This window comes from Salmonella sp. SJTUF14076, assembly GCF_015534835.1.
In the GTDB taxonomy this organism is placed as follows: domain Bacteria; phylum Pseudomonadota; class Gammaproteobacteria; order Enterobacterales; family Enterobacteriaceae; genus Salmonella; species Salmonella enterica.
In genome coordinates this window covers 4,015,747-4,031,099 of sequence record NZ_CP064674.1, presented here as the reverse complement: position 1 = coordinate 4,031,099, position 15,353 = coordinate 4,015,747, and the positions used below count along the sequence as shown (strand labels likewise).

General features: G+C 52.5%; 14 protein-coding genes. 5 read left to right on the top strand and 9 right to left on the bottom strand.

Annotated elements, in window-relative coordinates:
• Positions 1–87: 87 nt before the first annotated feature.
• Complete coding sequence (locus HU143_RS19500) at positions 88–549, top strand: DUF302 domain-containing protein (RefSeq protein WP_023227009.1); 462 nt, start codon at positions 88–90, stop codon at positions 547–549.
• On the opposite strand, the gene HU143_RS19495 is transcribed toward HU143_RS19500, so the two are convergent.
• The gene (locus tag HU143_RS19495; RefSeq protein ID WP_000588698.1) at positions 546–1,220 is read right to left on the bottom strand and encodes a dienelactone hydrolase family protein; all 675 of its coding nucleotides are present in this window, start codon (positions 1,218–1,220) and stop codon (positions 546–548) included. The genes HU143_RS19500 and HU143_RS19495 overlap by 4 nt on opposite strands.
• A gap of 349 nt (positions 1,221–1,569) precedes the next feature.
• Here HU143_RS19495 and uxuR point away from each other — a divergent pair, with 349 nt between their 5' ends.
• A complete protein-coding gene (gene uxuR, locus HU143_RS19490; RefSeq protein WP_000841640.1) occupies positions 1,570–2,343 on the top strand; it encodes a Uxu operon transcriptional regulator in 774 nt (257 codons plus the stop codon).
• Here the strand turns inward: uxuR and trpS are convergent, their stop codons facing one another.
• On the bottom strand, positions 2,344–3,357 hold the full coding sequence (trpS, locus tag HU143_RS19485) for a tryptophan--tRNA ligase (protein ID WP_023227010.1): 1,014 nt from the start codon (positions 3,355–3,357) through the stop codon (positions 2,344–2,346).
• 717 nt (positions 3,358–4,074) lie between these two features.
• Here trpS and HU143_RS19480 point away from each other — a divergent pair.
• Complete coding sequence (locus HU143_RS19480) at positions 4,075–4,605, top strand: Hcp family type VI secretion system effector (protein ID WP_000907671.1); 531 nt, start codon at positions 4,075–4,077, stop codon at positions 4,603–4,605.
• 238 nt (positions 4,606–4,843) lie between these two features.
• Positions 4,844–5,578, top strand: a complete 735-nt coding sequence (locus tag HU143_RS19475; protein ID WP_023227011.1) for an aspartate/glutamate racemase family protein — start codon at positions 4,844–4,846, stop codon at positions 5,576–5,578.
• Positions 5,579–5,583: 5 nt separating this feature from the next.
• Here HU143_RS19475 and hypT read toward each other — a convergent pair whose 3' ends face one another.
• The 7 genes from hypT to mdtM all read right to left on the bottom strand — a co-directional run bounded on the left by hypT (position 5,584) and on the right by mdtM (position 13,800).
• Positions 5,584–6,492 carry a hypochlorite stress DNA-binding transcriptional regulator HypT gene (gene hypT, locus HU143_RS19470; RefSeq protein WP_000383509.1) on the bottom strand — a complete coding sequence of 303 codons (909 nt, stop codon included), beginning with the start codon at positions 6,490–6,492 and terminating at the stop codon, positions 5,584–5,586.
• A gap of 118 nt (positions 6,493–6,610) precedes the next feature.
• Positions 6,611–7,783, bottom strand: a complete 1,173-nt coding sequence (gene iadA / locus HU143_RS19465; RefSeq protein WP_023227012.1) for a beta-aspartyl-peptidase — start codon at positions 7,781–7,783, stop codon at positions 6,611–6,613.
• A 12-nt stretch (positions 7,784–7,795) separates the two neighbouring features.
• On the bottom strand, positions 7,796–8,257 hold the full coding sequence (locus HU143_RS19460; RefSeq protein ID WP_000211979.1) for a YjiG family protein: 462 nt from the start codon (positions 8,255–8,257) through the stop codon (positions 7,796–7,798).
• Entirely contained in the window at positions 8,254–8,925 is a 672-nt protein-coding gene (locus tag HU143_RS19455; protein WP_000068752.1) for a nucleoside recognition domain-containing protein, read from the bottom strand. Before HU143_RS19455 ends, HU143_RS19460 begins: the two co-directional genes overlap by 4 nt.
• An 871-nt stretch (positions 8,926–9,796) precedes the next feature.
• Entirely contained in the window at positions 9,797–10,981 is a 1,185-nt protein-coding gene (locus HU143_RS19450) for an MFS transporter (RefSeq protein WP_023227013.1), read from the bottom strand.
• Between the two features lie 219 nt (positions 10,982–11,200).
• On the bottom strand, positions 11,201–12,472 hold the full coding sequence (locus tag HU143_RS19445) for a DUF445 domain-containing protein (protein WP_001033033.1): 1,272 nt from the start codon (positions 12,470–12,472) through the stop codon (positions 11,201–11,203).
• Between the two features lie 86 nt (positions 12,473–12,558).
• Entirely contained in the window at positions 12,559–13,800 is a 1,242-nt protein-coding gene (gene mdtM, locus HU143_RS19440) for a multidrug efflux MFS transporter MdtM (protein WP_001188918.1), read from the bottom strand.
• A gap of 478 nt (positions 13,801–14,278) precedes the next feature.
• On the opposite strand from mdtM, the gene HU143_RS19435 reads away from it, so the two are divergent.
• Positions 14,279–15,232 (top strand): Rpn family recombination-promoting nuclease/putative transposase, encoded by a 954-nt coding sequence (locus tag HU143_RS19435; protein WP_000749994.1) that lies wholly within the window; start codon positions 14,279–14,281, stop codon positions 15,230–15,232.
• Positions 15,233–15,353 lie beyond the last annotated feature (121 nt).

The window sequence follows — 15,353 nt, the reverse complement described above, 5'->3', positions numbered from 1 at the left end:
AAGGGGTACAGTACGATGACTGATTTTTAAACTGCATATCATCTGTGTCGCATTTACTCATGGGTATTGGGTCAGGGAGAGAGAAGAATGAGCGCTATTTTAAAGCCTTTTTTATTGGCGGTAACCCTGATGTTAATCTTAATAAGGCCTGGCTTTGCAACGGAGGATGGAGCGATAACCATGGTTAAAACCTACAGCGCTTATGACTATTTGCAGACCCGAGCGCGGTTGATGCACGCTGTCGCCGATCACGGTCTGGTGTTATTTGGGGAATTTGACCATGCCAGAGCGGCACAGAATGTTAACCTGAAAATGCCGCCGACAACGGTTCTGGTCTTTGGCAATCCTAAAGGCGGAACGCCTCTCATGCTGGCGCATCCCGAACTGGCGCTGGATTTACCGTTTCGGGTGCTCATTAGCCAGCAAGCCGATGGGCGAACGTTAGTCAGTTATCATCCCGCTGAAACGCTGCAACGTTATGGTCTTGATGCCGCAGATATACAGGCTTTGAAAAAACTGGAACAGCTCGTTGAAAAAAGTCTCCACTAAAGCTGAAAATCGGGCGATGTGTTTGCACGGGTGATGTCGCGAATAAATGCGCTCACATCGTCCATTACCTGATGCGACAAGGCGGCATCGAACGTGGCGCTATCAGCATCACAGAACCCGTGCCGCGCATCGTACATTTTACACTGCACCCGGGGGCGCTTTTCCAGTGCCTGTCGCATGGCGAGGGGATCAAACGCCGGCTCATAACGCGCGATAATAACCAGTGCCGGACAGAGAGGCGCAAGATGAAGGTACTGGCGTATACGGGAACCGTAATAGCAAATGACGCCATCGCATAACCCACTGGCTGCACTTAGCCATGCGAGCGTTGCGCCGACGCTATATCCTACGACGATTAGCGTCTCGTACTGCGTTCTGAGCTCGTGGAGTAATGTGGTAACGACGGCGGGATCAAAGCCGACATTTGCTGAAAAGTGACGGTAAGCCTCCTGCTGCTGTTCATAGCGAAAGGGGGTATGGTGAGGAAACAGCGCGGGAATATAGATGTCGAATCCGCGCGTCATCCATTCATGGCCTGCGCGTTGGATATGAGCGTTAATACCATAAATTTCATGCAGAATAATCGCTGCCCGGCGATGGCGGCTCGACAAACTGGAGGCGTTGCTTCCCCCGGATACGCCTGGGGCGAAAAACACGGTGTCTTTTATCATAACGCGTTCTTGATACAAAGAGAGCGGCTGGATTTTCGCCGATCACGCTATGTCAGAGGCATTGTTCCTGTCAATGTACAGACACATTTTATGGTCTGATTTTTGGTTGATAAATTTTATATTGGTAAACCAATATTCTGTTCATATTCAGGCATCAGGGCTAAAGGTGGAACATCAGTTGTGTATTGTCTACTGCCTTTCCTTTTATCTGGCTTCACTAGCGAAACGGGGCGCATTATTGTTTTGTTGGTTGACCAGTTTCGCGTTTTTGGTGTGCTACGCGTGCTATCCCCCTTTACAAATGCTATAGTCTGATACCGGGAAATCGCATCGGACGGGCACGACCAATATGAAATCAAACTCCTCTCAGCAAAGACCTTACCAGGAAGTGGGCGCAATGATACGGGATCTGATTGTTCAGACGCCGTACCGCCCCGGGGAGCGCTTGCCGCCGGAAAGAGAGATCGCTGAGAGGCTCAATGTGACGCGTACCGTCGTGCGTGAAGCGCTGATCATGCTGGAAATTAAAGGTCTGGTTGAAGTCCGCCGCGGCGCCGGGATCTACGTGCTCGACAGCGCGGATAATAACGAGATGGAAGGCGCTGACGTCAATCACTGTAATGACGCCGGGCCGTTTGAACTGTTACAGGCGCGTCAGTTGCTGGAAAGCAATATCGCTGAATTTGCCGCTCTGCAGGCCACCCGCGAAGACATCATTAAAATGCGCCAGGCGTTACAACTGGAAGAGCGAGAGCTCGCCTCCAGCGCGCCGGGCGGCTCAGAAAGCGGCGATATGCAGTTTCATCTGGCCATTGCCGAAGCGACCCATAACAGTATGTTGGTAGAGCTCTTCCGTCAGTCCTGGCAATGGCGTGAAAATAATCCGATGTGGCTCCAGCTTCATAGCCATCTGGGCGATACGCTTTACCGTAAGGAGTGGCTGGTCGATCATAAGCAGATCCTCGCGGCGTTAATTAAGAAAGACGCCCGCGCAGCGAAGCTGGCGATGTGGCAGCACCTGGAAAACGTGAAGCAGCGTCTGCTGGAGTTTTCCAATGTTGATGACATCTACTTTGATGGCTATCTGTTTGAGTCATGGCCGCTGGACAACGTTGATGCCTGATTATACCTGGAATAGCGTGGGCAGACCCAGTCCACGTTTTACTTCCTGTAGCGTCTTTTGAGTGACCTCATGCGCCCGCTCGCTACCTTTTTTCAGCAATTCCATTAGCATTCCCTTATCCGCAATAAAGGTTGCCCGTCGTTCGCGTATTGGCGCGATCAGTTCTTGCAGGCAGGTCTCCAGCTCATTTTTACAGACACGATCGCCTAATCCGCCTTGTTGATAATGTGCTTTCATCGCCGCGACTTTGGCTTTATCCGGATGGAACGCATCCAGCCACGTAAAGACGACGTTACCTTCTATTTTTCCCGGATCGCTAATTTTTAAATGATTGGGATCGGTGTACATCGCGCTGACCGCACGGTGGATGGTCTCTTCGCTGGCGGAAAGAAGCAGGGTATTGCCGAGCGATTTCGACATCTTGGCGCTGCCGTCAATGCCGGGCAGACGACCCGTATCGCTCAGGAGCGCCTGACAGGGTCGCAATACCGGCGAGGAGAAAAGACTATTCATCTTATGAACGATCTCATTCGTTTGCTCAATCATGGGCAATTGGTCGTCGCCAACCGGTACCATTTCGGCCTTAAAGGCGGTGATATCTGCCGCCTGGCTAATGGGATACGCCATGAACCCGACCGGCAGGGAACGGGTAAAGCCTTTTTGGGCAATCTCATTTTTTACCGTAGGATTACGCTCCACCCGGGCGACGGTAACAATATTCATATACAGCACCGTTAATTCAGCGAGGGCGGGTAACGCGGATTGCAGGCAGATCGTCGTTAGCGCGGGATCGATGCCGACGGCCAGATAGTCAGCTAACACTTGCGGAATATTATCGCGGATTTTTTGCGGATTACTGCCGTTATCGGTGAGTCCCTGCAGGTCGGCAATCAGGACATACTGTTGGTGATCCTGCTGTAGCGCGACGCGCTGGCGCAGTGAACCGACATAATGGCCGAGGTGCAACGAGCCGGTGGGGCGATCGCCAGTCAGAATGATGGGAAGGGTGCTCATTAAGGACTCCTTTATGCTTACTGTAAAGCCGAAAGACGTCCCGAAACGCAGTAGCCGCCTTTCGGCGGCTACTTAAAAAGGGATAGTGATCCGTGCCGCCTTCAGGAAGGCAGCCACCAGCGGAGATGACGTTGCGTAGCGTTGGATCGTTTCGTGTTCATGTGATCTAACGTATCACGACTAAACGTAAGGGTAAAGCGGCTGGCGTGTCGTCCGGGCATAAAGTCATATCGCCTGAACAGAGAACATGTTACTGACTTTGAAACGCGATTTTATAATTTGCTGCCCAAAAATACGTGGCGCTGAAAGGCGCATTTTTGATGCAAATCATTTATTACTGTGATAACACTGTGCGCGATAAAAACATTAAATATATTCACATAGTAAATATGTTCTATTGGAATGGTTGTTTTCGATATGACAAAAGTCTAAAAAACCCATTGATGTGAAAAGGAATAAGAATTGTCTATATTCCGATTCTGTGGAATTAAGTAATTTCTCGGATAAAAATAAGAAATGATATTGATATTTCTTTTTTGATATGGTTCTTATAGCGGCTATGGTTATTCAGGAAACGATGCTTGAATGCCAGGCGTAATAGATTTCAGGTCAGTAGCGCTATTGTAAAATGGATTGTTGATGGCAGAAGGTATTTAGCAAGAATCCAGTTATAGCAGATTGTCGGTATTTAATCTGGTATACAGAGACACCAACGAAATGGCTGGAAAATGGAACGTTCTTTCATTGTTGGCGTTCCGTCCTTGTCAGCCTGCTTTGCCGCATGATAATCACGGAGGGGGGATGGACGCCATCTATTTAAAACTGGACGGTATTGAAGGCGAAAGCCGGATCAAAGGTTTTGAAAACCAAATAAAACTTATTGCTTACAACCACAACCCGACGAAACGGGAGTCCGGCGAAGCGAGAGGGACATATATTGGAGGATTGACGCTGACAAAGCCTGTCGATCTTGCTACGCCTGGCCTCTATGAGCACTATTGTAACGGGAAAACGGTGAAAGAAGGCGTGCTGACATTATGCCGTCGTGATAAGGGCGCAATGCTGCCATTTATTATTTATACGCTCACTAATGTGCGAATTTCACGCATGAGCAATCATGGCGACGCCGAAGGCAGCGCCACGGAGACCGTGGATTTGGTTTATAGCCATATTCGCTGGGATATTCCCGCATTAGCGTCGAAAAGCAAAACACGGCGGCCCCTTCACCGACAGGCGCTGTGGCGATGAGGACAAAACAAGTTTGCGGACTCGCAGTGGGCGATGCTGTATAGCGAAATGGCATTTAGCGGCTTGCGAAGGTCGATGAGCGCTCATGTAACCAATCGATTGCCTGAAAAGGCGATAACGCGTGGCCCTTACACCCGTTATGATTTTTACGCATAGCCGCTAATAAAACGGCATTTTTTATATACACATCAAGTTGATAGTGTGTTTCTGACCTTGACGTAAATAAGCGGGAAAAGCGATGAAACACACCATTGGGATACTGGGGGGGATGGGACCTGCGGCAACGGCGGATATGTTGGAAAAATTTGTTGAATTGCGACATGCCAGTTGTGATCAACAACACATCCCGCTCATTGTCAGCTCTATCCCTGATATTCCCGATCGTACAGCATGTCTGTTATCCGGCGGGCCTTCGCCATACCGTTATCTGGAGCGTTATCTGCATATGCTGGAAGACGCCGGGGCAGAGTGTATCGTTATCCCATGCAACACTGCGCATTATTGGTTTGATGATTTACAGAACGTCGCGAAAGCGCGAATGATCAGCATCCTGGACGCTACCCTGGGGGATATTCCGCCATCGGCGCGGCACGTTGGTCTGCTGGCGACCAATGCGACGCTGGCGACCGGGTTATATCAAAAGAAAGCGCTGGCGCGGGGGCTGACGTTAATTCAGCCAGAAGACGCGGGGCAGGCGTTGGTAATGCAGGCTATTTATACGCTTAAACGTGGTGATAAAACTGCGGCGCAAGCGCTGCTGCTGCCGCAAATCGATAGCCTTATTGCCCGTGGCGCTCAGGCAATTATTATGGGGTGTACCGAAATTCCGCTTATTGTGGCCGGACATGAACGCGCGATAGCGTGCCCGATGATTGATTCCACAGCGTCGCTGGTGCGCGCGGCGATTCGTTGGTATGAGTCCTGGCCAGACACCCGCGCCTCTTTGGCCGGGGAACAACGCCTTACCGCCTGATGTGTTTACAGCGCGGCCTGAAGCCCACGCAGGTCGCGCCAAAATGTTTCGGCTACCTGACTCATGCGGGTATTCATGCGATAAGCATAAGCCTGGATCGGGATAACCAGTTCGTCGGCATCAAGCACTATCAGGCGTCCGTCGGTAATCTCCTGACGGATAGCATACTCGGGCAACCAGGCGATTCCGCAGCCGTCCATCGCAACCTGTTTTAACAATTCACTCATCGAAGAGACGAAAAATGTACTGAAACTCAGTTCAGCATGGCGAGTCAGAGTACGATTTATCAGCCGGCCCATATAGGAGTTCTGACTGTAATTAAGCAGGGGAAAGTGCGGCTGCTCAAGCGTATAGCGCGGCTCGCCCCGGCCATTGTTGGCGCAAACCGGAAACAACCTCGACTCAAACAGGCGGATGTTATCAAACGGCGCTTGTTGCAGATTTTCATCGTGATAAGAAAAGATAAAATCGCTTTGCCCCTCACGTAACATATCCACCGCCTGGTCGACATCTATCGCCTCAACGGCGTAGGTAAACTGCGTCGGCATCTGCTTAACGATAGTCGGCAACAGGCCGAGGGAGAGCGAGTGGGCGGCGGCAATCTTGATTTTACGCAGCGTATAATCGCTGCCGCCGCGCAGTTCGGTCAGATTACTTTCCAGTTGCTGTAACAGGTGGCGAACCTGGGAGTGAAAGATTTTACCCTGTTCGGAAAGCTGTAGCGGCGAGACCTGTCGGTTAAACAGTTCAACGCCCACGGCATGTTCCAGGGCGCGAATCCGCCGGCTAAAAGCGGGTTGCGATACGTTGCGGATAATGGCGGCCTGAGAGAAATTGCGGCACTTTTCCAGCGTCAGAAAATCATATAGCCATTTTGTCTCAATATTGTGCAAACCTGCTCCAGTTACATCCATTTACCGTTATCCTGTCAGCCGCCCGAAGGGGCATTCTACGTCCATTCGGGCGGCTGACAACCGCTTATCCCGTCCTCTTTCAGAATGCCGCGATGGGGCAGCCTGAAACTAGCAGGAATTACGCCGGTTCAAAGGTACCTTTTACGCAGGCTTTCCCCTCATTGACCATGCGTTTGCCGCGCGCATACACCTGCTCAATGCGTAAATCTTCGCTAAAGACAAGCAGATCCGCATCGTTACCGGGACGGATTTCGCCTTTGCCGTCCAGACTGAGGAAGGCGGCTACGCTGGTCGTCAGCGGACGCAGAGCATCGGTCAGGCTGAATCCGTAGTGATTAACCAGCGTCTGCAACGTCTCCAGCAAACTTTCGAAGCCCGCGACGCCGATGCCCGTCAGATTTCCGGCAGCGTCAAATAGCGGCTGGCTGCCGTTACCGTCTGAACTGAGCGTCACCCGGGAAAGCGGGACGCCGGCTTTTACCGCTCTGGCAATGCCCTCCGCCGGCGCGACGGGATCCGGGATACTGGTGGTAATGTCGATCACGCCGCCTTTAAGCGCAAACGCCAGCGCCTGCTCGAAAAGAGATTCGCTACGGTTGACGTGGGTAGGCAGCAGTTTACCGATCGGCACGTCGCTGTTTTCCAGGATGTCATACAGCGGCTGTAACCCTTTTTTGCTGCTGCCCATATGAAAAACGCTGACACCGGGTTTACCGCCCAGCAGGCCGCCAACGCGTGATTCAGCGGCCATGCTGGCGAGTTGATTCCCGCCGGGCGCGGCGGAACGGTGGTCGGAGACTGCGCATTTCACGCCAATGACGCGATCGATCAGCGCGACGTCTTTTTCTACCGAGCCAGTAATGGTCGGCGACGGAACGTGATAAGCGCCCGTGAGCATCCAGGCGGTGATCCCCTCCTCATTTAGCGCTCGCGTTTTGGCTAACAGCGACGCGGGATGACGGCTGACGGAGTCGGTGCCAAGCAGGCCGACGACCGTTGTTATCCCGGCTTCCGTCAGGCGGCTCAGAGAGACTTCCGGCGTCCGCGTCGTCGGCCCCGCTTCGCCGCCGCCGCCGATCAGATGAACGTGTTGGTCGATAAAGCCCGGGCACAGCATACGGCCGCTAAGATTAATCACCGCACAGTCCGGTACGATATCGCCGGGGATGTCAGCGCCGACGGCAATAATTTTGCCATTCGCGAGTAGAACATCGCAGATGCCCCGGTCTTCTGGCGCAAACAGGTGCGCACCCTGTAACAAGGTAAACTCCGCGGCGGATAAATCAGGCATGATAACTCCTTATTAAACAATAAGCTGCATGACCCAGATCGACAGCAGCGCATTGATGGCGCAGACTGCGATAATATGTGGGTAATATTTGGCGTTGACTTCGGCGGTACCGAGACAGCGGCCGACATTCTGTACCGGGTTTCCCATCAGGTAAATGGCTGGCAGTAGCACGGTAACATCGTGGCCGCTTAGCGCGCCGGCGGTAGCCAGACTGGCCGCCACGCCAACGGCGCCGCCCATACTCATCAGCGAAGCCAGAAGCACCGTAGCCGCTTCGCCGGGAAGCCCCCACAACGCCATCACGGGCTGGCAGATATGGCCTACCCAGTCGAGCAGACCGGTAATTTTCAGCGCCTGAATAATGACAAATGCCATGACCACATTGGGTAACAGGTTGGTCGTGGCGATGGTAAAACCGCGGCGTGCGCCATCGATAAACATATCCATGACATTCTTACGTACCTGAGTCGTCATGATTGGGCTCCTTGCGCAGGGTGACGGCGTTCTTCGATGTTAATCCAGACGCGCAAAAGGTTTGCGCCGATAAATTTGAATAGCAGAATGACCACCAGCGGAATGATGACTGACGTCCCCAGAAAGGCGAATACCGCAACGCCGGAGGAGAAATAGTTGGTGATAATAGCGCTGCCGCTGGTCTGCCAGGCGGCAAAAATCACTTTATCGCGTTCAGTGATTTCGCCTTCCTGCGCCAGTTCTTTGGTCATACCCGCCGCGGCGTCGGTATTTTGCAGGTTGGCGATCAGCGCCAGTGAGCAAATGCCAGGAATGCCAAGCAACGGTTTCAGGATGGGCGTCATCAGTTGCTGCGCCGCCCGCAGACCGCCCAGTCCATCCGTAATCGCGATGATACCCAGAGAAAGGATAACCGACGGTGCCAGCTCCAGCGCAAAAAGGAAGCCATCTTTCGCGCCCGTTCCGCCCGCGCCACGAAAGGTCTGCGTACCGGTCACATGTCCGAATGACCCGTTGAGTACGGTAAAATCAAAAACGCGCCACCAGCCTTCGCTTCCGGAAAATACGCCGGAAAAGAAAATAATGGTGAGAAAAAACGCCAGATATCCCTTTATCCCGACCTTTTCTGTATCAAGCGGCATGGCCGCCCCGTCCACTTGTTGCGCCATAGCGATCCCCGAATTTTTTTGATGATGTGTTGGTTGTAGCCACAGGCCAAAAAGCCCGAAACAGAAAGACCTTATCAGCCATAAGGGTAAGGACAAAATGCAAGTATGTATCGTGCTATGCGTTTCTTGCATAGCAGCGCGAAAAATCACCATCCTCGCTACTGCCGGAGGCGCGGGGAACCGTGGACGGTATAACGCGAGGTAAAAAAGCAAAGAAACAGGTGTTGGCGCAGGCCGGAGCCGGGAGCAGGAAAAAGGGGAAATAAATTTGACGTTAGTCAATTTCACGCCACTTAATTATCGTTGTTAAAAAATAGGATTTTTTAACCTAAATTTTACTTTTTTACTGTAATTTTTCACGCCTTAAGAGGAATGGTCACGGTCAGGTCAGTGGCCGCTGATGGGTCAGCTTGCGCCCTAAGAATCCTGCGGGCAGGTAATAAAAAACGAATAATCGAATTAATTTCATAATGTGATTTATTTATAATTGTGATGATTTGAGAGGGAACGATAATCATCATAATGGAATATATAGCCAAAATAATTCGAGTTGCTTAAAGGCGGCAAGGGAGTGAGTCCCCAGGAGCATAGATAACGATGTGACTGGGGTGAGCAACGGCTCGTCAGGGCGAGGCCCATAGATGGGCCGAGTAATCCGTAGCCAACACATAAGCCACTTGAAGTAGGAAGGGTATATAAAATAATAGGCAGATTGATAGCACTAAAAACCATAGAATAAGTATAGTTTTTAGTGGCATCTTTACCTTGAAATAACGTGTTGAGGATGTGCTATTAAAAACAGATCCGCATTGCGCCGCGAATAGCGTTAAAGATACAACCCGGTGCGGATAGCGCGGGTTTACTCTACCGCTTATTCACGTATCACAAACCGTTTTTGTTTTATCTGCTGCGCGGCGCTGATCAGCGCGGCAAAAAAGAGCGCCGCGGCGCCGCAAAGCGTGGCGTTGATAATTGCCGACGCGCCATTGCCTGACAGACTGGCGGCGAGCGGACCGAGAATTTGCCCAATACCATACGTTAGCGTCACCAGGCCTAATAAATTAATATTGCCCGGCGCGCTGAGCTGTCGGGCAAGCGGCATCACCAGCGAGGTTGTGCCCATAAACGTGGCGCCAAAACCAATACTGCTCAGTATTAACAGCAACAACGAGTTGCTGGCGAGAGACAGCAGCACGCAGGCGCTCTGGATCAACAGATTCGCGGTCAGGCATGGCAGGACGCCCCAATGTTTTGCCGCCCACAGCCAGCCGAAGCAGCCGGGAATGATCGCCAGGCCGACTAACGACCAAAGGTGCGCCGTGAGTAGCGGAGAGCCCGCGCTTTTCGCCATCAGCGGCAAATAGGTAGCGACAATGATGTAGCCGAATCCGGCGAAACCGTACAACAGCGCCAGTTGCCACCAGGGCATAGGCTGATTTTCGATTCTTGCTAAGGGCGCAGGCGGCAGCGCATGAGCGCGGGGGGGAATCAACATTGCCACGATTAATAGCAATATACCGGCGAGCGCCCCGGCCCCCAGCCATAGCGAATGGGCCGAAAGCGCATAATGTAAACCGCCAATGACATATTCGTTGCCCAGTGCAATCCCGGCCCCGACGCCGGAAAAGAGCGCGGCGATCACAAACGGATGGCGGGTATGATGCAACACAATCATTGATCCAAAAATCATCATTCCCGCACTCGCGACGCCTGCCAGGAAGCGCACCAACATGACGATTGCGGGTTGGGTAAATATCGCCATGGCCAGAATAAGAATACCGGTGGCGACCGCCGAAGCCAGCAGCATGGGGCGTAGACGAGAGGGGAGATGAAAAAGGCCAAAGGAAAACAGTAAGCTTCCCGCCAGGTACCCTGCATAATTGGCGCTGGCAATCCAGGAGAGTTGGTTAAACGTTAGCTGCTTTTCCGCCAGCATTACCGGCAGCATGGGCGTATACAGAAAGCGGCCAACTCCCATCCCCAGCGTCAATACCATCATACCGAAAAGCGCCGTAAAAATGGGATGGCGAGGTGAAGCGCTCTGAGCATGAACCATGGTTTTTCTCTTTGCTAAAGTAAGGCAGGAATGCCGGATTGTTGTTGTAAATGATAATAAAAAGTAAAATTAATGTTTCAAATTTGCAAGAAAAGAAAGTGAAGCGCAGGCGAATAACGGATTGAGAAGAGGGGCATCGGTGGGAAATGGCATTAAATTAATGCCTCCCACGTGCGGGGTTTGGCAGTTAATCTGAACGAGAATTGCGCCTTCCCCTTCTTAGATACTGAGCAGTGCCGGTATTTGCGACAGTAAATATAACACCAGACCAATAGCGCCGCCGACCAGCGTGCCGTTCACGCGGATAAACTGCAAATCTTTACCGATATTAAGCTCAATCTGCTGCGACATATCGCGCGCATCCCAGCCTTTTACGGTATCGCTGATGTGGCGCGTCAGGAAGGCGGCGAATTCCGGCGCGACGCGGTGCGCGGCCTGCTCCAGATGACCGTTAAGCGAGGCGCGTAATGCGTCGTCGGCGATCAGCGTCTCGCCAAACCATTGTCCGGCATGAGCGATGCGCTGCTTCACCTTTGAGTCTTCGGCGTTGATATCTGTTTTTAACCACTGGCGCAGATCCGCCCAGATCTCGCCGAGATAGCGGTTAAACGCCTCATCTTCCTTCAGGTAACTTTTAATGTTTTCTGCCCGAGCAGCCATTTCCGGATCATGTTTAAGTTTATCGATCAGCTTATACGTCGCGCGATCGAAGGCATGACGAATCTGATGTGCGCGGTCGTGACTGATATCATCCAGCAGAGAATTCACCGCGTCGGAGACCAGTTCAGCGCTGTGTTCTCCCAGCCATTCGGTCGGCAGAATCTTCGCTTTTAACGGATGTTCGGTCTCCAGCCAGCGTATGATCTGTCTGGCGATAAATGTTCGGGAGCTGTCACGCTGTAACAGGGCGATAAGCTGGGCGATCAGCGTATCGAGTAACACCTGGTGACGATCGTTTTTGGTCATGCTTTCCAGCATCAGGGCGCTGGTGCCGGAAAGATCCACTTTATCAATCGCCTTATGTACCGCTCGCTTGAGCAGCCGCTGAATACGGGCGTCATCGGTTAGTTCCAGAAAGCCGCTCATAATTTGCAGCAGATGCTGCCCGACCCGGCTGGCGTTGTCCGGCTGGCTGAACCAGTTTCCGATAAGCAGCGCGGGTTCATGGCGGCGGATTAGCGCGATCAGCGACTGCGTATCAAGGAACTTCTCCTGCACAAATTGCCCAAGATTTTCGCCGATTCGGTCTTTATTACGGGGAATAATCGCCGTATGTCGTGAAATAAACGGAATGGGAATGCGGCGAAACAGCGCCACCACGGCAAACCAGTCCGCCAGCGCGCCAACCATCGCCGCTTCGGCAATAGCTTTTACGCCCAGCACCCAAAAACTGGGCGGCAGGAAAAGCGTGGTCACAAACGTCGCGGCGGCTATCAGCAACAGTGAGAGCGCCAGGCGTTTGGCGCGTTTGAGTTCGGCGATTTTATTCATAGGGTTAAGGATAGAGCCAGACGGCAGGAACGTGCAAAAAACATCAGATTATCCTGTGCCGGATAAGCCTCTATCCGGCAGAGTGTTTACTTCTCAGCGGCCAGTTCTGCCGCCTCATGCTGGCGCACGCGCTGTAATAGTGTCGCCAGGGTAAAGACCACAATCACCCCGGCCACCGCTGCCAGCAGGTGAAACGGCAGTCTCCCGCCGTGAAACCACAGCCAGCGGCCGACTTCGACCGACACCGCCATCACCGTCAGAATCACCATGTTCAGCGAGGCTGAAACCGTCCCTTTTGGCAAGTTGTTGGAAAAAAGCGTGAAGCGAAACAGCGTCGGGAAAATCATTCCAATGCCGAACGCGTACAGGCTGGTGCCCAGCACAGACCAAAGCCAGACGTGCGGCAGAAGAAGATTACCGAGGAGCAATGTCGCCAGCCCGCTTAACTGGATTGGTACGGCGCGCCAGATAAAACGCGGTCGGGTTGGATCTTTCACCAGGCGCACAACGATCATATTGGCCACGATCACCGCGCCGAATACGGGCACCTGCGCCCAGGCGAATTGCGAAGTACTCATCCCGCCGGCATCGATCAGGATCACCGGTGACACCGCCACCCAGCTCATCATCGGGATGTAGCTCAACGACAGCGTCGCCGCCCCGGTGAGAAAAATCGGGTTGCGAAACACATTACGAAAATCGCGCAGTACGCTCACCGCGCTGAACGGCACCGCGCCGCGTTGAACCGTTTCTGGCATCGCCAGCAGCAGGCCGCACAACGCCAACAGTCCCATCACCGCAATAATACCGAACAGCACCTTCCAGTGAACGAAATGCATCAGCGCGGCGCCGGAGAGCGGGCCGATAACCGGCGCGACCAAAACAATGGAGGTAATAATCGCCATCAGTTTAATGGCTTTGGTTTGACCGAAGGCCTCCTGTACCGTGACGTAGCCGACCGTTGCGATAAAGCAAATGCTGGTGCCCTGCACAAAACGGGCAACCAGAAACTGCGTCATTGAGGTCGTCAACAGCGTTGCCGCGCAGGCGAGAGTAAAAATTAATGCCCCTGCAATCAGCACTGGCCGGCGGCCAATCCTGTCGGATAGCGGCCCCAGAAGCCATTGCAACGCCATTCCGCCCGCCAGATAGAGACTGACCGAGGCCGGCGCAAGACTGACGTCAGCATTAAAATCGCGCACGACGTTAATGATGCCAGGCTGAATCAGATCCGTCGTCAGATAGGCGGCAAAATCGTACAAAATCAGCGCCATCGGGAAAAATAACGTTGTGGCGCGTTGGGAGAAAAACTGAATAATCCGTTGCATAAAAAATGCGCTCCATGTCGGAGAACCCCATGATGGGACAGCGAAACTCAATACCGTCATCGTGACGTCAGGCAGGCGATAGAAACAGCGGCTGCGGATGTACTGAATTTCATGTAATCAAAAACGCTGCCGGTGAAAACACAGACAGGAAGAGACGCGTTCTGAATCTTGTCAGAACGTGTGGCGATTACAGATAACAATCAGCACATCACACCTCGGGAAATTTACGTTGCACGGAAAATATACACATTAAGTGTAATTAAATTTTGATGTTAATCAAAAGAGTTTGTCTGGTTAATAAAGATAAAGGCAGGGCGCGCAGGCTGGTATTTTGCGTGTTCAGTTCCGAAAATGCATGTGCATTACAGATAACAGGATTTATCTTTCGTCGCGCCTCGCAATGCTGAAAAGGTACGGATGAGAAAGGAATTTTCAGGAGGTAGAGTCGCAGCATCCTGGTTTGGGATGACGGAGCGCCATGAAAAAATCGACGACCTCAACACCGCATGATGCGGTGTTTAAAACCTTTTTGCGCCACCCGGAAACCGCCCGCGATTTTATGGAGATTCATCTGCCGGTGTCGTTACGCCAGCTTTGCGATCTGCGGACGCTAAAGCTGGAGCCCGGCAGCTTTATTGAAAAAAATCTGCGAGCCTATTATTCCGATGTGCTTTGGTCGCTGAAAACGCGCGAGGGCGACGGTTATATCTATGTCGTGATTGAACATCAGAGTACGCCGGATGCGCATATGGCGTTTCGGCTGATGCGGTATGCGATGGCGGCAATGCAACAGCATCTGGATGCGGGGCATAAGCATCTTCCGCTGGTGGTGCCGATGCTGTTTTATCACGGTGTTGATAGCCCGTATCCTTTTTCGCTGTGCTGGCTGGATGAGTTTGCGAACCCGGAAGTGGCAAGAAGACTCTATGCCGCTGCCTTTCCGCTGGTCGATATTACGGTGGTATCGGATGATGACATTATGCAGCACCGCCGCATTGCGCTGCTGGAGCTCATCCAAAAACATATCCGCCAGCGGGACCTGCTGGGACTGGTTGAACGGATTGCTTCGCTGTTAGTTACTGGTTGCGCTAATGACAGGCAGCTTAAAGCGCTGTTTAATTATCTTATGATTCAGCACGGACATACGCCTCGTTTCACCACGTTTATTCGTGATGTGGTAGGGCATGTCCCGCACACTAAGGAGAGACTGATGACGCTGATAGAGAGGATCCGCGCAGCGGATCGCAGAAAAGGGGAACGGCAAGGGAGACAGGTCGGTCTGGAGGAAGGATTAGAAAAAGGGCTGGAAAAAGGTCAGCATGTTGCCGCATTGCGTATCGCCAGACAGATGCTGGCGGACGGACTTGACCGCGAGACTGTCCAGCGGTTCACCGGCCTTACGGCTGAAGAGCTTCAGGATGTTAGCCACTAACGCGGTTCCAGTCTGAATGTTGCAGGCCCGGTGCCCGCCGGGCAACGCTCTCTATAATTATCGCTGATAACCGCACGAATATACCGAACTTTACCGATAGCGCCAGCCATCTCTACTACCC